Here is a 23,463-nt window from a genome sequence, read left to right on the forward strand (position 1 = left end):
TGGTAAGATTAGAATAATGAGAAAGGCGACTATGGGTCGCCTTTTTTTATGTACTGACTTTATTTTCTAATTCTTTTCCCTGTTCAAAATCGGTTAGATTTTTTAGCGTTACGTGTGCGATCTGTTCAAGCGCTTCTACAGTGAAAAAACCTTGATGTCCTGTGATCAAGACGTTAGGAAAAGACATCAGTCTTAAAAAATCATCGTCTTTGTTTACTGTTTCAGAAAGGTCGTTGAAAAACAAACCCGATTCCTGCTCATAAACGTCGATTCCTAAATACCCTAGTTTCTCGCTTTTTAGAGCTTCAACCACGGCAGTGGTGTCAATCAAAGCGCCGCGCCCGGTATTGATGAGCATAGCACTTTCTTTCATTTTCTCAAAAGCTTCAGCATTCATCAAATGATGTGTATGTTCATTAAGCGGGCAATGCAGTGAGATAATATCAGCTTCTTTTAGAAGTTTATCAAGGTCAACGTAAGTGACGCCAGACTCTTTTAATTCCGCATTCGGTTTGATATCATAAGCCAAAACTTTACAGCCAAACCCCAACATAATTTTAGCAAAACATTGCCCGATAATCCCGGTGCCAATTACACCTACAGTCTTTCCGTAGAGATTAAAACCGGTAAGTTTTTCTAATGAAAAGTTGTTTTCACGCACGCGATTATAGGCTTTATGCGTTTTGCGATTGAGCGTGAGAATAAGCGCGACTGCGTGCTCGGCAACCGCTTGCGGTGAGTAAGCAGGCACGCGCACTACCGGAATATTTTGAGCTTCAGTTGCTTTTAGGTCAACATTATTAAACCCTGCACAGCGTAGGGCAATAATTTTTACGCCGGCATCGGCTAATTTATTAATGGTCTCAGCGTTAAGGTCGTCGTTCACAAAAACACATACTGCGTCAAAATCTTTGGCCAAAGAAGCCGTGTGCGCATTCAGAGCAGTTTCAAAAAAGGTAAGTTGGTGATTAAAATCGGTATTGATGCTTTCAAAAAATTCTTGATCGTATTTTTTTGTACTGAAGAAGGCTACTTTCATAAAATGAAGATTTAAGCACTCTAAGTTATTTTATTTCGCCTTTAAACCAAAGTTTTAAACGTTGGTAGAATATAAGTGTTTGTTAAAGTGTGGTTTATGAATATTTTAGAACTTTAGCGGTCTAACAACTAATTCCTGGTTGCCAAAGCAGGAAACCACATTCTCCATCTTATGAAAGCAACAACCATCGATCAAGTCATTGAGCAACTGGACGCCATTATTCTTACCGAAAAACAAAACAACAGCTCCTTGGCTTTTTTTCCAATTCTTTATAATCGGGTAACTAAACGCATTAAAGCCGGAATAGAAGCTGAAGAATTTTATGATAACGCCCGGATGGAACAATTGGATGTCATTTTTGCCAATCGTTATATCGAAGCTTATCAACACTACAAAGCAGGAAATCCTCCTACTGAAAGCTGGTTCAATGCCTTTAAAATTTCTGAAGCGCTGGTGATGCAACATTTACTTTTAGGTATAAACGCACACATCAATCTCGACTTGGGTATTGCAGCTGCAGAAACCACGGGAGCTCACGCTTTAGCCGATTTTGAACAAGATTTTAATAAGATCAACGAAGTTCTAGCAGCGATGGTTGCTGATGTAAAAGCTGCGATTGGTAAAGTGTCACCGCTGTTCAAATTACTGGAATTGGTAGGTAAAGGAAAGGAAGATAAGTTGGTCTCTTTTAGCATTAATATAGCTCGGGATGGCGCTTGGCTGTTTGCTAATCAATATGCTGCAGCGGTAGAAAAAGAGGAAGCGATTGCTGACCGTGATCAGGTAATTGCAGCTTTAGCCGTGCAACTTGTAAACCCAAAGAGTAAGCTGTTACAAGTGGTCGCAAAGGTGGTGCGCTTTTTTGAGGTGAAAGATGTGCAGAGCGTTGCAGCGATTTTAGAACGTTGATTTATTCGAAAATCCTAATTAAAGACTTCGAGACTTACCTCTAGAGTTTTAACGATTTTGATAGCTCACTTACTTTAAACTGGATCATAGCTAAAATGAGCTGCTCCGGGAGTGGTTCACTATGCGGAAACTGCACTGATCCTTTACCATTTTTATAACCTGATAATTGATCCTTAAAATGCTCGTGTGTCACCGGAGTGGCATAGAAACCTATGTGATTTACAAATCCGCCAAAATAAACCAACGGCTTTTTATTCAATTTGTACGCCGGCATGTGATACGAAATACCTTCAGTCGCCTCAGGCGCAGCCTTTTTGATAAGGCTGCGTATCAACTTCATTTTTTCTTGAACCGGCTCAGGAAATTCGGCAATATATTGAGATACAGTGGTTGCTTCTGTGGTATTCATAATTCAAAGATTATCCTCCTAAAGCTAGTGAAAAATTCAATTGTAAATTACTGGCGGTCAAGAGTGTTTTGCATCGCTTCCATTAAAAGTCCTACGTGATATCCATCAACTAAAGCGTGGTGCGCGTGCACAGAAACGGGTAAAGTCACCTGTCCTGCTTCCTGCTGAATTTTACCAAATGTGATCTTCGGACAACTGTCATTAATAGAAAACTTACGGGCGTGAGAAACCGCACTAAACGTAAACCACGGCAATGCAGAATAATGAACCACCTGATCTGTCATTCCATCAGGCATCAGTTGGGTTGTGTTTTGAACGCGTTCTTTTTCAGCAGAAAAATTGGTTTTAAAAAGATTAAAATCAGCTGCGTGTTTGATCATTGAGAAGCCAAAAGTATGATTTGGTCGGGCTATTGTCGTAGAGACATCAATACGATCGTAAGCGATGATTTTGTTTTTGTGAATACGCTGCTTAAAATTAGGAATCGCATTTACAGCCGTATTCGCCGCATGCAAATAATAAGCAAAAATGGGTAATGCGTTGGCTTTGCAATAGGCGTAAGCTCTGGTGAGATCTACGGTTGTGGTTATTCCAAAAAAAGGTTCTTCAAAATCTTTAAAAAAATTAAATTGTTCTTTTCGGGTATAGGTTTCTAGGGCTATTTCTTCTATCATGCTTAATTTTGTTTGTGCAAATTTCAAAAGCCCACAAATCTTAAACAAGGACATGTGTCCTACCTAAACTATGTTTCAAGAAGCTTCTAATTTTCTGGATTTTGTAGAAGAGCTCTATGCGCAGGATACAGCGGGAGTATCGCTAATAGAATTTAATGCGAAAGAGATGCTGATGCATCAAGGATCTGCTGCACAACATGTTTTTATTCTGAAAAGTGGTCTGTGTAAAATAGGTCTAGAGGAAGAAAACGGGAAAGAATATATTCTGGCTTTTTTGAGCACAGGGGAAATTTTAGGAGAATTAGAATTGATTCGTGACGAACCACGGTTATGTTCGGTACAGGCATTGAATAAAGTGGAAGCTTATAAACTCACTAAAGCGTGTTTTCTCAACTTGTTGAATACTGATCTTAAGCTGAATCGCCTCATCATAAATGCCTATGCAGAACGCATTACCAACACCAGTAAAAAGGCTTCTTTTCAGAAATTATATACCACTGAAAACGGACTGCAACGCATTCTAAAACTTCAAGAGACTGAAAAAATCGAGATATCAAAAGCAGACCTATCTGCTTACCTGGGAATTTCGGTGCGTAGTCTTAATCGCTTATTAAAGCAACGCGAAAATTCCTAAAATACTTCATAATCAGGAATTCAAAACCTCTTTTAAATAAGGTGCTGTCTTACTCGTACTGCTTACAGCAACTTCTTCGGGAGTGCCGGCTACAACAATATTACCTCCCTCATCACCTGCGCCGGGTCCCATATCGATCACCCAATCACTTGCTGCGATCACTTGCATATCATGCTCAACAAGAACTACGGTATTTCCTGCTTCCACCAAATGATTGAGTTGCAATTGTAATTTTTCAACATCGGTAGGGTGCAGGCCGGTTGTAGGTTCGTCAAGTACGTACAGCGTTTTACCGTTATTTTGGCGTTGTAATTCTTTAGCCAACTTGATACGTTGCGCTTCTCCACCCGAAAGTTCGGTGGCAGGTTGTCCCAGACGTAAATACCCCAAACCAACATCCTCTAGCAATTGAAGCAGTTGATGCACCCGAGCTTCGGCTTTAAAGAAATCGGTTGCCTCAGTCACGGTCATATTCAGTACTTCGGCAATGTTTTTATCGTTATAGGTAACTTCTAAAGTTTCGGCATTGTAGCGGGTGCCTTCACATACGGGGCAAGGAGCATAGACGCTGGGTAAAAACAATAATTCTACCATTACTGCACCTTCTCCTTCACAATTGGGGCAACGGCCTTTGCCTACATTAAACGAAAAGCGTCCGGCTTTGTATTTTCTCGATTTTGCCAGATCGGTCTTAGCAAAAAGCTTGCGTACGGTATCAAAAAGTCCGGTGTACGTAGCAAGGTTAGAACGCGGCGTTCTACCTATGGGTTTTTGATTTACGAGTACCATACGTTTGAGATGCTCGCTTCCTGCGGTAATACTTCCTGAAGGAGGTTGTTCAGTTTCCTGTTGCAAAAGTTCATCCGACTCTTCGTTTTCTTCAGAAGTCGGGTTTCCTAAGTGAATCTTCATCAATTCCACCAGCGCCTGACTAACCAAGCTACTTTTCCCGGAACCGGAAACTCCGGTAACTGAGGTCAGCGCCCCAATAGGAAAAGCTGCATCGAGTTGGTTAAGATTATTACGTGTGATACCTTCAAGTTTCAGCCAATGTTGAGGTTGCTTGCGTGAAGGCTTTTGAAAAGGATTCTCGTTAAATAGATGCGCTCTGGTCTTTGAAGTAGCACAGTCTTTTAAACCTTCCGGTGGACCGCTATATAAAATTCTGCCACCACCTTCGCCGGCATCGGGACCTACATCAACGATCCAGTCGGCTTGGCGTACCACATCGAGTTCGTGTTCTACCACAAAAATTGAATTTCCGCCATCCTTCAGCATCGCTAGGGTGCGTAATAAAGCAGCCGTATCTGCCGGATGTAAACCTGCCGAAGGTTCATCTAAAACATAAACGACACCAAATAAATTACTTCGCACTTGCGTGGCAAGCCGCAGGCGTTGATGTTCTCCGGGAGAAAGCGTTGGGGTATTTCGGTCCAGTGCTAAATAGCCTAAGCCCAGATCGAGCAAAACTTCAATACGGCTTACAAAATCTTCGGCGATGCGTTGGGTTACCAATACTTTTTCCTGATTGGTTTTTGCCAGTTTTTTTAATGCAGCAGCCGAACCTTCGCTGTACGGTTTAAAAATCTCAAGCAACTTTTTCAGCGGAAGCTGTGCGATCTCGGCAATATCATAACCTGCAAAAGTTACCGAAAGTGATTCCGGGCGCAGGCGTTTACCGTAACACGTCGGGCAGGTGCTGCCCACCATATACTCAGACACTCGCTTTTTCATCGATGCGCTCGGCGAATTGGCATAGGTTTGTAAAATGTAATTTTTTGCGCTGGTGTAGGTGCCTTTATAGCTGGGTTGCTCGTTGTTCTTTAGCGCTTGCTGTACTTCTTGTGGACTGCGATCACGGAAGACCGGTACGGTAGGAGTTTCTTCAGTAAATAGAATCCAGTCTTTTTCTTCCTGCGGAAGTTCTTTCCACGGGATATCTACATCATACCCCAAAGTCACCAGAATGTCCCTTAGGTTTTTGCCTTGCCAGGCTTTGGGCCAGGCAGCAATCGCCCGCTCTCTAATGGTTAAGCTGTCGTCAGGAACCAAGCTTTTTTCGGTTACGGAATACACTTTTCCTAAACCGTGACATTCCGGGCAGGCTCCTTCTGGCGTATTGGTAGAGAAGGCATCGGCGTATAAAAGTTCTTGACCTTCTGGATAGTTTCCTGCGCGGGAATATAACATACGCAGCAAGTTAGAAAGCGTGGTCACTGAACCCACCGTAGATCGGGTAGAACCCGAACTGCGCTGCTGCTGTAACGCCACGGCAGGCGGTAGGCCATCAATAGCATCTACTTCAGGAATGGGCATTTGATTGAACAACCTGCGCGCATAGGGTGAAACCGATTCTAAATAACGGCGTTGTGCTTCGGCATATAAGGTGCCAAAGGCTAAGGATGATTTTCCGGAACCCGAAATACCAGTAAACACCACGAGGGCATCCCGCGGAATTTCAACAGAAACATTCTTGAGATTATTCTGGCGGGCGCCTTGCACGACCACATATCCTTCTTTAGCCATTAGGTTGTTTTATGGGCAAAACAGGGTTTAGACCCCGTCCCGATACCTATCGGAATGCCTAGCAATTGATATTTTTTAACGCCTACCTCACGATCTTGGCACGGGGTAGTTTACGTATGGCGTCGAATATAACAAGAACTGTTTAGCTGACCTTCCGGATTTGGAAGTTTATTGGCGCCGCCAAAGGGTTTAATACTCGTCCCGAAAGCTTTCGGGATGCATCGAAATTGAAAATTCGTTTTCAACCAATGCCTTATAGGTTTGTCCTGAGGGAGTTGACGAGAATGCTAACGTTAAGCAAGGCGATCCCTGCACTACCTTTCCCAATTTTGAAGTCGGTCTAAGTACAGATAGCTTTCTACGAATTCCCGATGATGTGCATCGGTCATTTTTTCTAACAGTTCTAAGGCCGAAATATAACTCGCTAAATTTCCGTTAGAAGATAAAAACTTACCGTCTTCTGCAAAAGTGACTAAGCTGTCATTTTGCACGAGCAGTTCAGGATAGTCTTTTTGTAGTTGTGTTCCGCCGCCAATATAGGTAACGATCTTATGTCCTTTTGCAATGCCAGAGGCGCCTATAAGTTGAGCTCCCGCACAGTTGCTCACCGTATATTGGGTTTCTTCATTTTTCTGCTTAATGAAATTCACAAGCGCTTCATTATGCACCTGCGCATACATATCATACGCGCTGGGTACAAAAAGCGCGGTTAGCTTTGGGCAATTTTCAACAGTATAGTCGGGAACGAGATGCAAGCCTTCTTCGGTAGTGATTGGGTTGGTGGTTTCAGCAATAGTAATTACGTTGAAGAGTTGCTCACCTGCTTCCGTAGGCTTTGCAAACACATCTGATGTTGCGACTACCTCACTTTGTAAAACGCCATTATACATCAGCAAACCAATTGTGGGTAATTCGGTGTTGAAAGGCTTTAGATGTTTGGTAAGCGTGTCTGTGCTTGTCGTATTTTCTTGAGTAGCGACTTCTGTCTTTTTACTTTGAGTGTTGCAACTTGTTAGGAGAAGGGCAATACTGAGAATGGATAGGATTTTGAGCATACAATGGAATTGTTTTATTGGGTGTTTTTCTGCGAACCAAAAATCTTTTCAAACGCGTGATATACCGCAATGTGCAAAGCGTCACCGTGATCTTTATCTTCAAGGAATTCATAGAAGACGCGCGTCTTTTCATCTTGTTGTTGATTCAGTCTGTTGTATAGTGTTTTTGCCGTACGTTCCATCACTTCACCTTCTTTACCACCGGCGATATAAATAGATTTTGAAGAAGTAAAGGAAGGCGTTGGCGCATTCAAAAGTTTCTCATCATCCCACCACAAACTCGGACTCACGATAATATACTTATCAAAAAGCTCCGGTTTCTTAAAGAGGATCTCTGTGGCTAGAAGTCCGCCTAAAGATTGACCAATAAGCGTTTTTTCTTCTGAAGTTTTAAAATTGGCCGCTATAAAGGGCTGTAATTCTTCCTCTAAAAATTGAATAAAATGTGCCGATTTGCCCGAAGTGGTAAATTCCTCTTGATCCAAGCTATTTTGAGAAGGGTAGGTGAAATCTCGTTTTCGGTCTACATTGGCGATGCCTACGACAATCGTTTCTGGAAGCATATTGATCCAAGAGAACGAACCAAACTGAACGATCCCGGCTATATGTATAAAGTCTTCGTCTTTAGAACCGTCGAGTAAATAAATAACCGGATAGGTTTTGGTGCTATCAGCCGAATAATGCTGCGGAAGATACACGTTGAGCACACGTTCTCCCTTTAAAATTTTAGACTGAATACTTATAGTTTTTCCGATAGTAAAATCAGTTTCACTGAGTCTTTCAGGAAGCTTTTGACCTAGAAGGCTAAAGCTGCAGAAGAGTAGGAGTACTAGGCTAGCTTTCATTGTGCACTGTTTTAAATACATCATCTATTCTTCCTCTAAAATTAATTCAAGTTCTCCTTTACCGGAAAGTATAAAATTATTTTCGTCGGTTGTAACTTGACTCGAAGAAGAACTACTGCGGAATGACTTTCCGTCTAGTTCTTTAGGCAAAATAAGCTTTAGCGTCCAATCTGATTGCGTTTGCGTGACACGTAATTTTATTTGGTTATTTGTTTTAGTATAGAAGACCGAAACGGCATTATCGCCAATTTTTACATGTTCCAGAGCGACATCGTTCCAATCTTTGGGCATTTGTGGCTTTATCGTTATGGTGTGGTTTGCAGCATCAGGAGCGATACCAAAAAACTGCTGCACGATAGGAATCGCAAAGCCATAAATATTCCAGGCCTGGCTGATCATCCCATAATCTGGCGAGACTTCGTACATACTGCCCGGAAATGCAAAGCTAAATGAGCGAGTCATACGCTTGATGTAATCTAGCGCAGCATCGGGATTTCCGTAGTTGTTTTCAGCAATTGCTTGTACGCTTGTGGGCAAGGTCATTACGGCGCCTGTATAACTAAAACTCGAACTGCCTTTAAAAGAACCCTCATCACTTCCTGCGGAATCGTCACGGTCAATACCCGTCACAAAAACTCCGAAGGGATTTACAAATTGCTCCGCTGTTTTTAATGCTTTTTTTGCTTTTTCGGGAGGAGCGATCCCCATTTCCATAGGTGTATTTACCACCCAATTATGATACAACACAAAAGGTCGTGCTGCTGCTGAAGGATTATTCTTGATGTAGTCGCGCGTCTCTTTCAATTCGGTCACTGCCCAGGGTTTCTCAAGCGTGTCTGCACGTACGATCGCATCTTCAATAAGGTGTAAAGCTTGCGCATCGGTGCCTATAAAATCTGCATACGAGTTAAATGCTTCAGACCAGAATTGCGTGTTTATTTGTTCTTTTAGCACGGCTGCCTTCGCCTTATAATTTTCCGCAGTTGCGGTATCCTTTAAAACTTCAGCGATCTTAGCAGCATCTACTAGTGCGTGTTGCGTATAGCTCGCCACATCAATCATCTCGCTGTCGAGGCCGTGAATTTCCATCATTCCGTAACCGTCAGGAAACAAATTTTGATCAGTATCTTTTTCGCTCAGTAGCCATTGCATACCTTTTTTGATGGAAGGGTAATAGGTTTCTAAAAACTTTCGGTCGCCATTCCAGCGATATACTTCCCAGATAAGTGACGCAAACTGTGGGGTTTCATTGATGTTCCCGGGATTAAATACCGCACCATTTGTAGAAACTTCGTGTACAATGCGGCCGTTGCCATTAGTAGCTTCTGAAAGGCTATCGAGCAGACGAATGCTTGAATATACAGTTTTGGTCTGACCAATGGCCATAAGTCCTTTTAAGGCATACTCGCTGTCTACCCCAAACCACCATGGATAATCAGGAATCCCCGCCGAAATACCGGTACCAACCTCCGGCACGCGGCGCACCAGCCAATCGCTATTGTATTTTAACCACTCAAAAGCTTGAGCGATAGATTTATCAGGGATACTGAGCTTTGAATGTGAAGCCAATTGCTCGTAGCGCTCTTTTTTAGCTTGAAATAAGTCGGTTGATCGCGCTTGCATTTTTTTATAGGTCGCCAGTGCTGCAGCTTCCGATTGGTATGAGCCTGCGATGTAATAGGTGAAAACTGTAGTAGAAGCAGCAGGAAGCTGTAGCGTGTGACTTAAGCTGCTTTGTGTAGTAGCATCCTGAGTTGAGGTCTGTGCCGTCGCAGTAGGTTTTACCGAAGATCCAAAAAGTACGTACCACGGGTTATTCTGATCTTTTACCTTCCATAGTTTATTTTGCTCGTCAAAAACAGCTTGGTCTTTACTGTCTATCATTCCCGTGCGATCTCCCAGCCAAGTAGGGCGCAGATCGCTTATTCCGGTGAAATCGAGTTGAACTTTTTTGGCTTCACCGGTATTTTCAAAAGCCAGTTGAATGATGAGCCCTTCGGTATCATCGGGTACAAATTGCCAGCGTTGTATGTTGAGGTTTTTTTCAGCCCAAGCGAACTCGTGCATATTGGTAAACGGATAGTTTACAAAGCGATCGGCATTATTCAACGTTAAGGTATCGTTTTCGTGTAGTACAGCAAGATCAAAGCCATCCATAAGTTTGATGGGGTGATCCCAGATGCCACCCATTTCGCCTTTAATATGCCATCCCAGATCAGGAAAAGAGCCATCTTGATGTCCTACCATATATATGCGATTTCCGGCAGTCACAAAAGGCGAAGCAAGGTATGCTGTCTTTCCGGCAATGGAAGAGCTTTTTGCAGCAAGACTTTTAAAAGAGGAGGGAGGTGTTGAGGTTTTGGTACAACCTAAAACCAGCATCAACACAGCAATCAGAATAATACGCATAGGGCTAAGTATCTAAAAATTGTAATTGCTAAATATAGGAATTCTTATACAAGTGCCTACGGTGGTGTGCGGGACGGAAAAATTGTAACTGTAAAAGCGGAGCAGGAATTTTCGCTTCCTTTTTTTGCTGAAAAACAGACTAACAAACAGCGATACATCGGTTTTAAGAGTTCTGAATTTGATCTAAAACAAGTTGATCCAAAAAAGAAAAACAGCTTAGAGTGGCTTATTTATGTTTATAATATTGCGTTTTACATTCTTGTGCAACGGTTACCATTGTTGTGTGCAGTTTTTTATATTCCATTTCTACTTTTCCAATTACTCATTGTTGTCGGATGTTCATTGTCTATTGGATAATTCCGATTTACAAAGTCCAACTGTTTTGGTGTTAGTAAGACGAACATTCCATCATTTCCGCAATTTATGGGATAAAACTGCTCGTCCGAATTTTGTCTTCTCAATTCAGCGTTCAACATTTCTATAAAATTCACATAGGCAATTCCCCAATCCAAGTCGGAAAATTGTCCGTCAAATGCGGTGTATTCGATTCCGTTCAATTCAATTGTGTGTTTCCAACTATTTTGGTCTTGTTCGCTTTTTTCGTTTGCAAATTTTAATTCAAGTCCAAGTTTGTCAAAAGTCGGTTTGACTTGGTTCAAATATTCAGTCAATCCGCCAATCTCGAATAGTTCCTCGCAGTCTACCCAATGATAGCGATTGTCCATAAAATTCAGAGTTTCACCACGCATTGGTCCTTGAAAGAAATTCAAGTCCGTATAAGCCTTTTGAAAGTCGGTTTTAACGGTATCCGATTCAGATTCGTTGGTCAGATTGAAATAACCTAATTTTTCCAATTCCGCAACGACTTCTTTTCCGCTTAATTTTTTCTGAATTACTTTCTCTGGGTTTGGGTTTTTGATTTTAGAAACCGCATTGTCCTTTTTGTAATTGCAAGCCCAAAAAGAGGAAAGAATTATGATTAGAAAAATATGTTTCATTGGTTTGGTCAAATTGCACACAACGGTCTAGGCTCTGATTTCGTTGCGGAAAATGTCCGCGAGTCCCGATAGCTATCGGGATTTCACCAGACTTAAAGATAGTAAAGTTGCCTAAATAAACTTTGTGGATTACCGCAGCAATGAACTATGGCTGGTGTTGTAAAAAGCCTTTTATTTAATAAATTCCGAAATGATAAATACCATTGTTATAGTTTCAGCATTAAAGTCGGTTTTATTATCCATATACTTCTTAAATTCCGAAAATTTTAAAATTAGTTTTCCATCTTTTAGTTCATAATTTCCTTTTCCTTTAGCACCAGAAACATAACCGATTGTTCCGCGGGTTGGATTTTCATTTTTTTCAGCTTTTCGTTTTTCCTCAATGGTCAAAGGTGACCAATTATAATACTTTAGATACTCGAACTCGTTGTTTGCGTTTAAGGAAATGAAAGTAAGTTTGTCTTTATAAATATGCTGTCCAATTTCTAACTTTTCTTGAGCAGAAAGGCTAAAGGATTTAATTAGAAGTAGAAATATGATTAATGTGCTAAAATTCATTTCTTGAATGTTTTACAACAGTCTTGGGTATGGTTACGTTCTGATGGTTTTCTGTATTGTTCCGCAACGGATTAAAGATGGTAAATTTTACAGCAATGAGCTATACACGTAGTTAGCCTGTTATTCTAATTCGGTTTAAATATTGCTATTTCGTCTCTAAATTCGGTAGTGATAATAGGCTTTACTCTTTTGCCATCTTTAGAAATAAAATAGATATCGGAATTATTATCGATCGTTTTGGTAAAAGAGATCCATTTCCCATCTGGTGACCATCGAGGCCATCGGTTGTCATCTTTTCCATTCGTTAAGTTAACCAGATTCAAACCGTCGAATTCCATCATCATGATATCGCATTTACCATTGTCACAATGATGAAAGGTTATTAATTCTCCATTAGGTGAATATTCAGGTAGTGCATTAAATCCTTCTAAATCAGTTAATCTATTAAGTGACAGATCGGATAATTTTATTTCAAAAATTTCCGCAGTACCAGAATAATTTATTGAATCACTTACTTTAGTCTGAATACTAACTACGACCGTTTTTTCATCAGGCGAAAATTTAGCACCAGCTTCATAAAATTCGTTGTTTGTTATGCGTATTTTGGAATTAGTTTCAATATCATATAGATAGAGTTCACCTTTTTTGTGATGTTCACTCGATGAAATTATCATTCGTTCATTGTCCTTTGAAACATCGTTAACAGATTGGATTATTGAATCATTAATGATAACTTTAATAGACTTATCTAAAACATTTACACTCTTGACCTTTCGTCCAGTTTTTTCATAGCTTGTATAAAAGATTTCCGTACCATCTTTGGACCAAGTTAGGTTGTATTCAGTGATATCAGAATTGGTTAAATTAATTATTTCTTTGTTTTCAGAACTTGTAATACAAATATCCAATGTATTGTCTCGGTCAGTTACATACGCTAAATCGTAATTTTTACTTTGGCAACCCATTAAAGTCAGTAACATTAAGACTAATAGTATTTTCATAAGAAAGGTTAACGGGTTTGTGTATAGTTTCTTTGTGGAAAACGTCTGCGAGTCCCGATAGCGATCGGGATTTCATCAGACTTAAAGATAGTAAAGCTGCCCAAATAAATTGTGAAGATTACCGCAGCAATTAACTATGGCCGGTGTTGCCATACGTACTTTTCATACGGTCAATATTCTTTTCCACTTGTCCGATTCCGCAAACTCTTTTACGATTCGATTTCTCTCGGTTAGCAAATCAGTCATATATTTTACCAGAAAAATTTTATCTGCTATCTTCCCTAAAATTCCAATGGGTGATTTATAGTCAAAATAGTCGATCATCAAAGTTCCGCCATTCAAATCCGTAAAATGATGTTCGTGTTTAAATTTTGAAAATGCTCCGCTAACCATTTCATCGGCAAAGTAATTTGGTCGGTCAAATTCCGTTATTTTAGAAGTCAGTCGTTGATAAATACCAAAATGTTTAGCACGCCAAGTGACACTTTCATTCAGTGCGATTAATCCGCTTATTTTTCCAGCGATTGCAGTTTCATTTGTGTGTTCGGTCGATATTTTATGCAAATCTATACTCCGAGAAAGATCAAAAACTATTTCTTTATCAGCTTTAATTTCAGTTCGTAATTCAATTCTCGGCATTCAGTTTCGGTATGTATGGCAACGATCTCGGTTATTGTAAGTTGGCGGATAAATCCGTTAGGATTTGTCCGCCATTTGCTTTCTATTTTGAGATTCTAAGTTACCGAATTTTGTTCAGCTACAGACTATTTGCGATTAACAGTTGTTTTCTACTGGTGCCTACTCTTCATAAGCTCCTGAAGAATATGTAAGCTCATAACTGTGTGTGTAAATCTCAAATACAATTCCAAAAGGATCTTCAACATAACACATTTTATACGGCTTATCATTTGGGTAATATTCTCTTATTGGCATTCTTTGTTTACCACCAGAAGAAACTATCTTTTCTATTAAATTTTCGATGTGCGGGTCTTGCACACAGAAATGGAATAATCCTGTATTAAAAGGATTGAATTCTGGAGCTTCTTTTTTTCCATTTGGGAAAGAAAATAATTCAATTCCGATTCCATCTGATGTTGACATATGTGCTATTTCAAATTCCTCCCAACCTTCTCCAAATACATCTATACACATTTGTCCTATAGCAGTTTCTCTTTCTTTTTTAACTTTTGAAGGCTCCATTATCGTGTACCATCCCATCACTTCTGAATAGAACTTGACAGCCTCTTTAATATTTGGAACAGTTATACCAATGTGTGAAAATGATCGTGGATAAGTTTCTTCTTTTTTCATATCTATTTTATTTTTAAGGCTACAAAATAAGAATATATTTGACTGTTAAACAATAAGTTACCTAAATGTGATATAGGTAACTAAAAGAGTTATTTGTTGTTAATCAGTTATTTATGTTTTTAAAATGAATAAAATTTATTGTCCTCTTAACTATACGATGAAATTAATTGGTACGAAATGGAAACCTCTTGTTCTATTTCATTTATTAGAAGGACCGGTTCGTTCTGGAAAACTTCAAAATAAAGTTCCCCATATTTCTAATAAAATGTTTACTCAAACCGTTCGCGAACTTGAAAAGGATAATCTTATTACACGAAAAGTATATCCGGTAGTTCCTCCAAAAGTGGAATATGAATTAACTGAAAAAGGGAAGTCATTAGAATCTATCTTAAAAAGTTTAGATTCTTGGGGTAAAGAAATGTCTGCTTTTAGTTAAGCAAAATCTTTATGGCACTTGCAGCTAAAGGTTTTGTATAACCGTCAGTTAAGGATTTAAGGATAATGTTTTAGGTTAAGAACTCACATTAGCAATTATGAGTGGATTCGGAAGTAGTCGAATCCGCCGTAATAGTGGTTATACATTGTTGCCATTAGTTTTTTATCAGACATCATCATTTAATTCAATCCAATATCCATTTGGGTCTTGAAAGTAAATCTGTTTAATCCCATCTTTTCGAACATAAACTTTATTCGGAATATCTTTCCAATCAGAAAATTCAATTTTTAAATTCTCCAAATTCGATATTGCGTTTTCTAAATCGGGTGTAGATAAAGCAAAATGTACAGCTTTATCAATTTTTATTTCAGAATTCGGACGAGGAATAAGGTGTAGTTGTTTTCCCTGATTAAGAGATAACCATCTCGTTTTAGAATTAGAAGCGGTATTCTCAATTTCTTCAAGTTGAAGCACTTTCTGGTAAAACTGTATAGATTCATTTACATCTTTAACAGAAAGCGCTAAATGATTAAAAGTAAATGTCATTATTTGTTAGGAGATTGTAGTGGTTAATAAGATTATTTTTTGGCTTGCGTACAACGGTTTTTGTATGGCTCGTTGCGGAAAATCAGCTATGATTTACCACCATAACCGAAAAATAGCAAATTGCAATTAATTCCGATTAAGGAATTCAGCAGCAATGAGCTATACACGGTGTTGTGAGCAGTATTTTATTCACAGTATTTTGTCAGTTTTATAGTTTTCAATGCTCTAAAAAATTCCATTTGAGTTGAGTCTGACAAATTGTTTCCGTAAAAGCTTAATCTAGTTTTGTTAGAATTCGGTCCACCACCTTTCAAGCTGTCAATATAAATTCCGCTTGCTCCAAATCCCTTGTTTTTTGGTTTTATAAATTTAGCTACAAAGCAGTCAATACTGTCTGTTTGGAATTCGTACTTTAAATAATCTTTTGCGTCATATTCAGCGGTTAGAAAATCCTCAATAACCAAATGCTTTACTTTTTTTAATTGCTTTTTTTGCTTATCGCTAAATTCTTCATATTCGGATTGCTCAAATACCAAGACCTCTGGGTTTTTAGTCAAATCAGGTGAGTACCAACCCAAATCAAAAATCAGCGTGTCTCCTTTGTCCGTTATCAATCCGCTAACATAGCTGTCAATTCCATTTATTTCATATTCCGACCAATTTTTCGGAACTGTTATTTCAAACGCTTCGTAGTCAATCGTTTCATAGTCCGACTTTTCACAAGATGAAATCAGAATCAAGATTAATATAGATAGCGTTTTTCCCATATTGCTTACAACGGTCTCGTATAACCGTCAGTTACGGGATTAAAGTTAATGATTTTCGGTTAAGTACTGACGTTAGCAATTCCGAGTGGATTCGGACGCAGTCGAATCCGCCGTAATTGCGGTTATACATTGTTGTGCCTAGTTTTTTTTATCCATATATTAATTCAGAGTGATTTTTGGCTTTTTTCAGTTGAGTTTTCCACTTTTCAGTCTGCTCGTTAGTTTTTAATTCCGAAACTCGATTCAACAGATAATTCCTTAATTCCTCAACAGTCCAATTTTCCCCTGTCGGTTGGAAAATTATTTCTCTTTTCCAGATATTAGGTATAAACTTCAACCAATTCCGCCATTTTTCAGTCAGTTCTGCTTTTTTTACAGCTTTAAATATTTTTCCATTACAATCGCAGAATAATTTGTCCTTATATAATTCCATAAAAACCGAATCCTTGTCCGTATAAATAAATTCATCAAAGATTACACAGTCGATTAGATTTTCATAAGTCCAACATTCAGGTGTTATATTTAATAGAGGAAATGTCATTTTTCAAATTAGGCACAACGGTTTTGGGTATGGACAGTTGCGGGTTGATTAACCAGGTTTTGTCCGCTTAAAATAAATATAGCTAAAAAGATCGAATATCGATTAAGTATTTAGCCGCAATTGGCTATACGCATTGTTACCTTTCTGTTGCGACACGTTCTGCCATATGTTTATTCTTTTAAAATTATAGTGGAATTTATCGAAAATCGGCTTAGATGAGATTTTAGTTTTTACTGAATTTTCAGAGTGGGAGAGGAAATTTTTAATGATAAAATGTATAGTGAAATTATTCAATTTTAGGTTTTCCAGTGTTGCTTTTAAAAGTTTTACCTGAATTTTTCATTTTAAATTTTGAGAGAGATTGGTTCCGCGCACCAATTGTATTTTTTAATTCTTATTTTGAATTTAAACTCAATTTCCGGCAAGAATCTTTATCCGTATTTTCAGAGTCAAAAAAATAGAGTTTTATTTTATATAATTTCACTACTAATTTTTCTGATTTCTTGTCCGCGTTGTTGCTAATGCATTAACTTCCAATTTTGTTTTAAAGAATTTGAGGGCGTGATTTTGTCAGTTTATCATTGAAAAAATTTGTTCTTATTTTATCGAATTTTGATATTATTTTTCTGCGCTTAGTTCGGTTTTTGGGAGTGATTGGGTCAGGAGCAATTGAAGGTAACTCGTTATATCAGGATAAATATACCTATTATCCCTTTATAATTTTCGGGATAACAGGAACTTTTGTTCCTGTTTATCCAGTTTAAATTTGGCGATTACCGAGTCCAATGGACTTTTAATAGCGCTCAGATCTTTTTGGGTTACGTGGGTGTAGATCATTGTGGTTTCAGGTTTTGAATGGCCTAAAAGCTCTTGTATATGCCGTATGCCTACGCCTTGTTCGAGTAAGTGCGTGGCGTAGCTGTGCCGCAATATGTGTGGCGTAATGCGTTGCGCAATCCCTGCTTTTTGAGCATATACCACTAGAAATTTTCGCACACTGCTCGCACTATACGCTTTTCCGTTAGGCCCCTCTATAAAATACCGCTGCGGCTTGTAGGTGTTTAGATAATTAAACAAAAGAGGTTTCAAATAAGCCGACAGTTGAGCATAGCGGTCTTTTCTGCCTTTGGCATTTCGTATAAAGAGTTGATTTCGGTCTGGGTCCAGATCTTTCAGCTCTAAGTTTAAAAGTTCGCTTATGCGCAAACCACTGCCATAAAGCACGCAAATAATCGTACGGTGCTTGAGATTCTTTGCTGCCTGAACCAGTGAAAGAAATTGCTCTTGTGAGATGACTTCCGGTAATTTTTTAGATTTTTTGGGTCGCGTTAGGCGCAATGCTGAGATTTGTGTATGCGGAAAATAGGTAGTAAAAAGTTTGAGTGCACTTATAAATTGGCGCTGACTGCTAATGCTATACTTACGCTCAATAAACACCTGCTCGATAAAAAGTTCAACCTGGCGGTTGGTATAATCTTCAAAGGCGATCTTATACTGAAATTTCACAAATTCTGAAACAAAGAAAGTATAGGTTTTGATCGTGCTCTGGCTGTAACGTTTTCCTTGCAAATACCGGTAATATCCATTTAGCACCGAACGCTGCATGGCTGTAAGGGGTTGTGTTTCTTTATTTGACGCTTGCCGCGCCTCATAACCGGAAGTATCTATAGTACATAACGCTGCTAAAACAGAATAGATGCGCTTCAGATTTTTTGGGGTATCTAAAACATACCAAAGGCGATGGGTTTGACTCCATTGTGCTTGGAGTTCATATTTGATGACGGCTTTGAGCCCATCGTGATAGGCAAACTGTAAACCTATGTGGTTCACATTGCGATGGCGCAGATTCAAAAGCTTTATGATAGGTTTCATACTACTAAAATACATTTTTCTTTAACGCATAATCTTAAATTATTGATTTTGCGTGAGATAGTTGTTTCTGGTTAGGTGGCGTGATTCTAAAACAGCAACATCAACGTGCATCTTCAACCAGTGTTTAACCATAGTTTAACCGTTGTTTTAGCGTTAAACCCCAGTGTTTATGGGCAAACAATACTTAATTAACGGTCATTCTATGCTTAAAGAGCGAATAAAATCAATTGAAAACTTGGTTGTTAGTGGCACTATTTTTATTTTAGAATACTGAAAATCAATAAATTACTTGTGTTATGGGGTTGATGATAGATACTAATAAAGGAATGTTGACCGGGCTGGTGGGTTCAGTAGTGTTTGTAAAAGGTAAAAATGGGGAGGCTATCGTACGTAGCAGGCCCATGCGTAATACGGCCAAACCAACACCTAAAAAGCAACAGAGCTGTGACCGGTTTGCGGTGGTGGGTGCGTTTATAAAACCCATGTATCCCTTTTTAAAAGGGAGTTTTACAGATTGGCTTGAAAAGCGAACCGCTCGGGATGCCGTGCGCAGTTATACCCTTAAAAATGCAGTGAAACTAGAGCAGGGAAAGCCGGTGATCGACTATCCCAAATTCCTGATCAGTACCGGGAAGCAGAGGGTCTATAATCCTATACTACAGCAACGGGAGAAAACCGAATTACTTTTAGAATGGCAGCCCGATAGTACCCAAGCCTTCGCCCATTCTGACGATTTACTTAGCGTTGTGGGGTATGCGCCACAAACTAGCGAGTATGTGTTTTTTGAAGCTTGTGCCACACGCGCTGCCGCACAGTTACAATTAGAGCTTCCGGAAGCGCTCGCAGCGGCACCGGTGCATTTCTGGGTAACCTTCAGCACTCCTACCGGCGATAGCTATGCGTACAGCACTTATTTGGGTTTGCTCTAAGGATTTAAGAAACTACGACTTAACTTGTATGCGCTTAAGTAATTGCTAGATATACACTTTACGAGCAGCAAGATCCTCTAACGAGGCTTCATACGTCTGCGCTTTACCTAGGTTTTGGGTCGGGGGTTATAGCCTAAACGTGCCGTGGTGCGTTGATTTATGATATATGTCGTTTAGCGTAGTATAGATAGTTGTTCTATTTCCACATAGCTTGCTAATAAATACAAAAGCGGTTTGAGTCAGTACTCAAACCGCTGGTTGATAGTTGCACTGTAATGCGTGTTTTTATGCATTTACAGTTAACTCATATATTTGTCTAAGAAAGCAAGTACTTTTTCCGGGTGTCTTCCAAAGTAGTTATAACCATCTTTAAAGCGTAAGGGTGTATTTTCAATCCAATGGATTTCTTTTTCCCTACTTCCTAAAAGGTCAAAAGTCTTTTGACCATCTTCAGGGTTTTTAGTCCAGGCATCATCTTTCACCTGAATCATAAACACAGGCATTTTAACATCGGGTGCAGCCGTATGTGGAGTCATTTCGTCCATCAGCCATCCGCCCATTTTCATGAGTTCAAAATCAACTAGGTCAAGGTATTGACTAACGCCTTGTAATTCTGAAAACGCTTCATAAATAGCGCGCATAGAAACAACCATTGGGCTCACCATACAAGTCACATTTTCAAATAATTCTGGTCTGCGGCTAATAGCTTCATATTGTGAGTTTCCACCCATACATTGGCTATAAAGCGCTACTTTCATTTTGCTTAACCTTGGGTGATTGTCCACATAGGTTTTAACCCCGGCACAATCACGCCATTCTAATTGTCCTATACCGCTTACCCCATTATTAGAAGTGCCACTTCTTCCGTGGTTTCTTATGTCATAAGCTAATACATTGTAACCCGCATCAGTTAAATGTTTCATTTGGATTACAAAATCAATTTCAACATTGTCATACCCGCTAAAAGGCAATCCAAAATGGCCTTGAAAGCCGGAGCGACACATAGGTAATGCGTGATTAAAAATAACCAGTTTGTTACTTTCGCCACCTTTTGCAGGAATGTACCAGCCGTCTAAAGGCACACCATCTATACCGTGAAGAAATACATCTTCCCACTGAGTCATTCCATAATCATCTGGAGTTTTGTGTAAAACGCTTCTAAAAGGTTTACAAACATTGGCTAAGCCTAGCACTTTTTCATAATCTGATTCAGATATCTCATTCAATTGCTTAACAGCATTCTCAATACGTTCTTTAGACATTCTTGACGTATGCGTAGCTGCTCTTTCGGCTCCTTTAAGATTCACTTGATTTTCCATAGTAGTAGATTTTTAATTATTACTATAGCAAAATTAGAAGGTGACCCGTGCTCCTTACTAAAACAGATTACTTAAAGACTGAAACAAATTACTGATTGCGATAAACACTAGGGGTGACACCAACTTCTTTCTTAAAGAATCTTGAGAAATAGGTGGGGTAATCGTATCCCAAACTATACGCAATTTGGCTTATTGGGAGTGAAGTCTCCCTTAATTTTAATTTGGCAAGTTGAATCACGTAATGTTGAATATGGCTTTGAGCAGATTCTCCGGTGAAGTGTTTTATGACATCTCCGAAGTAGTTGGATGAGAGATTAGATCGCTGGGCAAAATAACCTACAGATGGAAGCTCCTTAATGGTATCACCGCTGCTAAAAAAGTGTTCCAGGTTCTTGCGAAAATCAGTCACAACTTGATTGTAAAGTAAACTTCGGGTATCAAACTGGCGCTTATAATATTTTTCTATATAGGTCAATATTAGATTTGCATAAGAAGTAACTATAGCCTTTGAAAATTGGGTCGACTGATATTCAGTATAAGCTTTTGTAAAAAGATCTAATAAGATTTGTTTTTCATCATCCTTTACAAATAAGGCTTCATGATCATTATAATGCATAAAGCTATACCGCTTCGCATAGGTGTCAAAAAAATCAGCGCTAATGAGGAGGTTATAGCCTGTCATAGGTTTATCAAGATCCCAAGCAATGTGGTTGTTCGGGGCATCAAAATAAAGAAGTGATTCGGTGTGGTCAAAATCGGTTTGACCATAATCAACGGTATTGTCAAAATCTAATTTTAAAGCTAACAGATAGAAATCAATGACTACCGGTTCTGATTTTAAAGGAATTTTACTCTTATCATCATAAAGAATCATCAAGAGATCATCATCTTTGGAATCGGTGATATTTAAGTACTTCGCAAAATCTGGTATGTTGAATTTTTGACTCAAAGGATATGTGATTCTTAAATTAGATTGATGTTTGCTCTAAAGATAGGAAAAGCATAGACAACTTGATTTTATAAGTGCTCTTTAAACCGAAAATATAGCGTTGGGAATTCTTCTGAATTATTGATGGAATGCTTACGCGCCAACTACTACCATACTACAATGATCTGGGTCTACTGTACACGCTTAAGCAATTGCTTGATGTAGGCCTTGCGGGCAATAAGATCATCTAGAGCGGCTTCATAAGTTTGGGTTGCACTTAATTTTGGAAAGCTCAGTTTGCCCTTTGCCAGCGAGTTACTCACTAAGAGGTTTCCATAGTTAAAGGCTAGAATCAACTGCTGCAATCCGTCTTTAGGTTGGGGTTTAAAGCCTAAACGGGCCGCGGTGCTTTGATTCACGATATAGCTCGTCCAGCGGAGTTTAAGCGGTGTTTCCTGCTGCTCATAGGTTGCTATAAGATGCAAAAGCCCTTCTAAGTAGTGTTGTAGAATAAATGCAGTCCGTGCTTTGCCCGACTGTTTAAAGTCTAACACATACACATAGTCAAACAAGGTGCCGCCGTGCAGGATGAGCACGCCGTCTTTTGGCGCTTCAGCTAAAAGGAAAACGGAATGATAGGTAAGCTTTCCGGCTTTGACCATTCTGGGGACGTCTACAAAAGGTGCCAGAAGCGTGATGAGTATAAAACAGATCAAAATCCCCACAAACAAAAGGTGCAACCACCAGGACAGCAATACAGCTAAAAAACCAAGCATAACGGTAATGCCTATGGCATACAGCATAGCGCGGTTTTGTTCAGCAGAAGTTTTAGCGAAAAAAGGATGGTTAAAAGTATGGAGCGACAAAACTGTTTGTTTAAGGAAACAATTTTAAAAATTTCTGCGGAATCGGGTCTGCTATTTCTAAATACTTTTGCGTTGCAGGATGTGTAAACCGAAGCTTATGCGCGTGTAGATACATGCCTTTTCCCTGAAGCAGGAGTTCTTTGGGGCAATAATCCCGATCGCCTAAAATAGGATGGCCTATTCCGGCGAGATGTTTTCGCAGTTGATGGCGTCGCCCGGTTTGGGGTTCCAGACGCACGAGGTTCAGTTGTTTAAAACGGGGTGAAGCTACCGAGACTTCTACAGTATAGGTTGAAACGGATTCTTTGTCATCAACAGGTGTATTGATCGTTCCTGAAGTCGGCATTACTCCAATAGTCACCGCATAATAGGTTTTACTGATTGCTTTGTTCTCAAAAAGCTGATTGAGCTGGCGGATGCTTTCTCGGGTTTTACCTACTAAAACAGCACCGGTGGTTGCATAATCCAGACGATGTGCCGGTTGCGGCGTGCAGGCATCAGCTAAGCTGCTTTCGTTTAAATTTTGAGGAAGCGCGCGCGCCAATGTTTTAAAACTGTTGCCGCTTACTAAAATTCCGGCAGGTTTGTGTACCACGGCCAGAAATTCATCCTCATACAACACATCTAAGGCTAACCGAAGCTTTTTTTGGTTCTTGTGCTGTTGCGGAATTTCCAAGGTTAGTACTTCGCCGCCTTTGATCCAGGTCCCCGTACTGGCCGGTGCACCGTTAATCTTAATGTAGCCTTTCTTCAGTAGTTTCTTTAATGCCGATTTGGTTGCTGCAGCCTTAAAAATACCTACGCCGTATTCTTGCAAACGCAAGGGGTTTTCCTGAGGAGGGACGGTATGGGTTTCGGTAAGGCTCATCATAAAAAGCTATAAAGTACCTT

Annotated in this window: 24 protein-coding genes; 4 read left to right on the forward strand and 20 right to left on the reverse strand. The window is 39.5% G+C overall.

From position 1 onward, the window contains the following. Positions 1-46: 46 nt before the first annotated feature. Positions 47-1,039 (reverse strand): 2-hydroxyacid dehydrogenase, encoded by a 993-nt coding sequence (locus tag BUA96_RS12215; RefSeq protein WP_072983469.1) that lies wholly within the window; start codon positions 1,037-1,039, stop codon positions 47-49. 171 nt (positions 1,040-1,210) lie between these two features. Between BUA96_RS12215 and BUA96_RS12220 the strand changes: the two genes are divergently transcribed. After that, positions 1,211-1,948 carry a DUF5995 family protein gene (locus BUA96_RS12220; RefSeq protein WP_072983471.1) on the forward strand — a complete coding sequence of 246 codons (738 nt, stop codon included), beginning with the start codon at positions 1,211-1,213 and terminating at the stop codon, positions 1,946-1,948. 40 nt (positions 1,949-1,988) lie between these two features. Here BUA96_RS12220 and BUA96_RS12225 read toward each other — a convergent pair whose 3' ends face one another. Continuing rightward, positions 1,989-2,357, reverse strand: a complete 369-nt coding sequence (locus BUA96_RS12225; RefSeq protein WP_072983473.1) for an iron chaperone — start codon at positions 2,355-2,357, stop codon at positions 1,989-1,991. A gap of 47 nt (positions 2,358-2,404) precedes the next feature. Next, the gene (locus BUA96_RS12230) at positions 2,405-3,031 is read right to left on the reverse strand and encodes a chloramphenicol acetyltransferase (protein ID WP_072983873.1); all 627 of its coding nucleotides are present in this window, start codon (positions 3,029-3,031) and stop codon (positions 2,405-2,407) included. A gap of 70 nt (positions 3,032-3,101) precedes the next feature. Here BUA96_RS12230 and BUA96_RS12235 point away from each other — a divergent pair, with 70 nt between their 5' ends. Continuing rightward, the gene (locus tag BUA96_RS12235) at positions 3,102-3,665 is read left to right on the forward strand and encodes a Crp/Fnr family transcriptional regulator (protein WP_072983475.1); all 564 of its coding nucleotides are present in this window, start codon (positions 3,102-3,104) and stop codon (positions 3,663-3,665) included. A gap of 12 nt (positions 3,666-3,677) precedes the next feature. On the opposite strand, the gene uvrA is transcribed toward BUA96_RS12235, so the two are convergent. The 9 genes from uvrA to BUA96_RS12280 all read right to left on the reverse strand — a co-directional run bounded on the left by uvrA (position 3,678) and on the right by BUA96_RS12280 (position 14,368). Further along, positions 3,678-6,191: an excinuclease ABC subunit UvrA gene (gene uvrA, locus BUA96_RS12240; protein WP_072983477.1), complete on the reverse strand. Its 2,514-nt coding sequence runs from the start codon at positions 6,189-6,191 to the stop codon at positions 3,678-3,680. Positions 6,192-6,505: 314 nt separating this feature from the next. Beyond that, positions 6,506-7,246 carry a DJ-1/PfpI family protein gene (locus BUA96_RS12245; protein ID WP_072983479.1) on the reverse strand — a complete coding sequence of 247 codons (741 nt, stop codon included), beginning with the start codon at positions 7,244-7,246 and terminating at the stop codon, positions 6,506-6,508. Positions 7,247-7,260: 14 nt separating this feature from the next. After that, the gene (locus BUA96_RS12250; RefSeq protein WP_072983481.1) at positions 7,261-8,091 is read right to left on the reverse strand and encodes an alpha/beta hydrolase; all 831 of its coding nucleotides are present in this window, start codon (positions 8,089-8,091) and stop codon (positions 7,261-7,263) included. Positions 8,092-8,115: 24 nt separating this feature from the next. Continuing rightward, entirely contained in the window at positions 8,116-10,500 is a 2,385-nt protein-coding gene (locus BUA96_RS12255; protein ID WP_072983482.1) for an alpha-L-rhamnosidase-related protein, read from the reverse strand. A 293-nt stretch (positions 10,501-10,793) separates the two neighbouring features. After that, the gene (locus BUA96_RS12260) at positions 10,794-11,498 is read right to left on the reverse strand and encodes a hypothetical protein (protein ID WP_072983484.1); all 705 of its coding nucleotides are present in this window, start codon (positions 11,496-11,498) and stop codon (positions 10,794-10,796) included. A gap of 171 nt (positions 11,499-11,669) precedes the next feature. Next, complete coding sequence (locus BUA96_RS12265; protein WP_072983486.1) at positions 11,670-12,056, reverse strand: hypothetical protein; 387 nt, start codon at positions 12,054-12,056, stop codon at positions 11,670-11,672. A 125-nt stretch (positions 12,057-12,181) separates the two neighbouring features. After that, positions 12,182-13,057 carry a PD40 domain-containing protein gene (locus BUA96_RS12270; protein ID WP_084673147.1) on the reverse strand — a complete coding sequence of 292 codons (876 nt, stop codon included), beginning with the start codon at positions 13,055-13,057 and terminating at the stop codon, positions 12,182-12,184. Between the two features lie 162 nt (positions 13,058-13,219). Further along, positions 13,220-13,696, reverse strand: a complete 477-nt coding sequence (locus BUA96_RS12275) for an SRPBCC family protein (protein WP_175546500.1) — start codon at positions 13,694-13,696, stop codon at positions 13,220-13,222. Between the two features lie 159 nt (positions 13,697-13,855). Further along, complete coding sequence (locus BUA96_RS12280; protein ID WP_072983490.1) at positions 13,856-14,368, reverse strand: lactoylglutathione lyase family protein; 513 nt, start codon at positions 14,366-14,368, stop codon at positions 13,856-13,858. 124 nt (positions 14,369-14,492) lie between these two features. Here BUA96_RS12280 and BUA96_RS12285 point away from each other — a divergent pair, with 124 nt between their 5' ends. After that, positions 14,493-14,804, forward strand: a complete 312-nt coding sequence (locus tag BUA96_RS12285) for a winged helix-turn-helix transcriptional regulator (protein ID WP_072983492.1) — start codon at positions 14,493-14,495, stop codon at positions 14,802-14,804. 165 nt (positions 14,805-14,969) lie between these two features. Here the strand turns inward: BUA96_RS12285 and BUA96_RS12290 are convergent, their stop codons facing one another. From BUA96_RS12290 to BUA96_RS12305, 4 genes are all read right to left on the reverse strand, one after another. After that, positions 14,970-15,350, reverse strand: coding sequence for a VOC family protein (locus tag BUA96_RS12290; protein WP_317041300.1), 381 nt, complete (start codon positions 15,348-15,350; stop codon positions 14,970-14,972). 185 nt (positions 15,351-15,535) lie between these two features. Continuing rightward, entirely contained in the window at positions 15,536-16,117 is a 582-nt protein-coding gene (locus BUA96_RS12295; protein ID WP_072983495.1) for a hypothetical protein, read from the reverse strand. A gap of 148 nt (positions 16,118-16,265) precedes the next feature. Next, positions 16,266-16,658: a hypothetical protein gene (locus tag BUA96_RS12300; protein WP_072983497.1), complete on the reverse strand. Its 393-nt coding sequence runs from the start codon at positions 16,656-16,658 to the stop codon at positions 16,266-16,268. Between the two features lie 714 nt (positions 16,659-17,372). Beyond that, positions 17,373-18,530: a tyrosine-type recombinase/integrase gene (locus BUA96_RS12305; protein WP_072983498.1), complete on the reverse strand. Its 1,158-nt coding sequence runs from the start codon at positions 18,528-18,530 to the stop codon at positions 17,373-17,375. Between the two features lie 296 nt (positions 18,531-18,826). Here BUA96_RS12305 and BUA96_RS12310 point away from each other — a divergent pair, with 296 nt between their 5' ends. After that, complete coding sequence (locus BUA96_RS12310; RefSeq protein ID WP_072983500.1) at positions 18,827-19,459, forward strand: DUF6266 family protein; 633 nt, start codon at positions 18,827-18,829, stop codon at positions 19,457-19,459. Positions 19,460-19,758: 299 nt separating this feature from the next. On the opposite strand, the gene BUA96_RS12315 is transcribed toward BUA96_RS12310, so the two are convergent. The 4 genes from BUA96_RS12315 to BUA96_RS12330 form a co-directional block, all read right to left on the reverse strand. Next, positions 19,759-20,778 (reverse strand): alpha/beta hydrolase family protein, encoded by a 1,020-nt coding sequence (locus BUA96_RS12315; protein ID WP_084673148.1) that lies wholly within the window; start codon positions 20,776-20,778, stop codon positions 19,759-19,761. 88 nt (positions 20,779-20,866) lie between these two features. Then, positions 20,867-21,727, reverse strand: a complete 861-nt coding sequence (locus tag BUA96_RS12320) for a helix-turn-helix domain-containing protein (protein ID WP_072983502.1) — start codon at positions 21,725-21,727, stop codon at positions 20,867-20,869. Between the two features lie 170 nt (positions 21,728-21,897). Next, complete coding sequence (locus BUA96_RS12325; RefSeq protein WP_072983878.1) at positions 21,898-22,509, reverse strand: hypothetical protein; 612 nt, start codon at positions 22,507-22,509, stop codon at positions 21,898-21,900. A gap of 73 nt (positions 22,510-22,582) precedes the next feature. Further along, on the reverse strand, positions 22,583-23,440 hold the full coding sequence (locus tag BUA96_RS12330) for an RluA family pseudouridine synthase (protein ID WP_072983503.1): 858 nt from the start codon (positions 23,438-23,440) through the stop codon (positions 22,583-22,585). Between the last annotated feature and the right edge of the window lie 23 nt (positions 23,441-23,463).

Origin of the sequence: Leeuwenhoekiella palythoae, from assembly GCF_900130045.1 — a bacterium.
Classification (GTDB): Bacteria; Bacteroidota; Bacteroidia; order Flavobacteriales; family Flavobacteriaceae; genus Leeuwenhoekiella; species Leeuwenhoekiella palythoae.

Excerpts from the sequence above, each read along its gene's own strand:
- BUA96_RS12215 (WP_072983469.1), bottom strand. The coding sequence starts at position 1,039 with ATGAAAGTAGCCTTCTTCAGTACAAAAAAATACGATCAAGAATTTTTT.
- BUA96_RS12220 (WP_072983471.1), top strand. The coding sequence starts at position 1,211 with ATGAAAGCAACAACCATCGATCAAGTCATTGAGCAACTGGACGCCATT.
- BUA96_RS12225 (WP_072983473.1), bottom strand. The coding sequence starts at position 2,357 with ATGAATACCACAGAAGCAACCACTGTATCTCAATATATTGCCGAATTT.
- BUA96_RS12230 (WP_072983873.1), bottom strand. The coding sequence starts at position 3,031 with ATGATAGAAGAAATAGCCCTAGAAACCTATACCCGAAAAGAACAATTT.
- BUA96_RS12235 (WP_072983475.1), top strand. The coding sequence starts at position 3,102 with ATGTTTCAAGAAGCTTCTAATTTTCTGGATTTTGTAGAAGAGCTCTAT.
- uvrA (WP_072983477.1), bottom strand. The coding sequence starts at position 6,191 with ATGGCTAAAGAAGGATATGTGGTCGTGCAAGGCGCCCGCCAGAATAAT.
- BUA96_RS12245 (WP_072983479.1), bottom strand. The coding sequence starts at position 7,246 with ATGCTCAAAATCCTATCCATTCTCAGTATTGCCCTTCTCCTAACAAGT.
- BUA96_RS12250 (WP_072983481.1), bottom strand. The coding sequence starts at position 8,091 with ATGAAAGCTAGCCTAGTACTCCTACTCTTCTGCAGCTTTAGCCTTCTA.
- BUA96_RS12255 (WP_072983482.1), bottom strand. The coding sequence starts at position 10,500 with ATGCGTATTATTCTGATTGCTGTGTTGATGCTGGTTTTAGGTTGTACC.
- BUA96_RS12260 (WP_072983484.1), bottom strand. The coding sequence starts at position 11,498 with ATGAAACATATTTTTCTAATCATAATTCTTTCCTCTTTTTGGGCTTGC.
- BUA96_RS12265 (WP_072983486.1), bottom strand. The coding sequence starts at position 12,056 with ATGAATTTTAGCACATTAATCATATTTCTACTTCTAATTAAATCCTTT.
- BUA96_RS12270 (WP_084673147.1), bottom strand. The coding sequence starts at position 13,057 with ATGAAAATACTATTAGTCTTAATGTTACTGACTTTAATGGGTTGCCAA.
- BUA96_RS12275 (WP_175546500.1), bottom strand. The coding sequence starts at position 13,696 with ATGCCGAGAATTGAATTACGAACTGAAATTAAAGCTGATAAAGAAATA.
- BUA96_RS12280 (WP_072983490.1), bottom strand. The coding sequence starts at position 14,368 with ATGAAAAAAGAAGAAACTTATCCACGATCATTTTCACACATTGGTATA.
- BUA96_RS12285 (WP_072983492.1), top strand. The coding sequence starts at position 14,493 with ATGAATAAAATTTATTGTCCTCTTAACTATACGATGAAATTAATTGGT.
- BUA96_RS12290 (WP_317041300.1), bottom strand. The coding sequence starts at position 15,350 with ATGACATTTACTTTTAATCATTTAGCGCTTTCTGTTAAAGATGTAAAT.
- BUA96_RS12295 (WP_072983495.1), bottom strand. The coding sequence starts at position 16,117 with ATGGGAAAAACGCTATCTATATTAATCTTGATTCTGATTTCATCTTGT.
- BUA96_RS12300 (WP_072983497.1), bottom strand. The coding sequence starts at position 16,658 with ATGACATTTCCTCTATTAAATATAACACCTGAATGTTGGACTTATGAA.
- BUA96_RS12305 (WP_072983498.1), bottom strand. The coding sequence starts at position 18,530 with ATGAAACCTATCATAAAGCTTTTGAATCTGCGCCATCGCAATGTGAAC.
- BUA96_RS12310 (WP_072983500.1), top strand. The coding sequence starts at position 18,827 with ATGGGGTTGATGATAGATACTAATAAAGGAATGTTGACCGGGCTGGTG.
- BUA96_RS12315 (WP_084673148.1), bottom strand. The coding sequence starts at position 20,778 with ATGGAAAATCAAGTGAATCTTAAAGGAGCCGAAAGAGCAGCTACGCAT.
- BUA96_RS12325 (WP_072983878.1), bottom strand. The coding sequence starts at position 22,509 with ATGCTGTATGCCATAGGCATTACCGTTATGCTTGGTTTTTTAGCTGTA.
- BUA96_RS12330 (WP_072983503.1), bottom strand. The coding sequence starts at position 23,440 with ATGAGCCTTACCGAAACCCATACCGTCCCTCCTCAGGAAAACCCCTTG.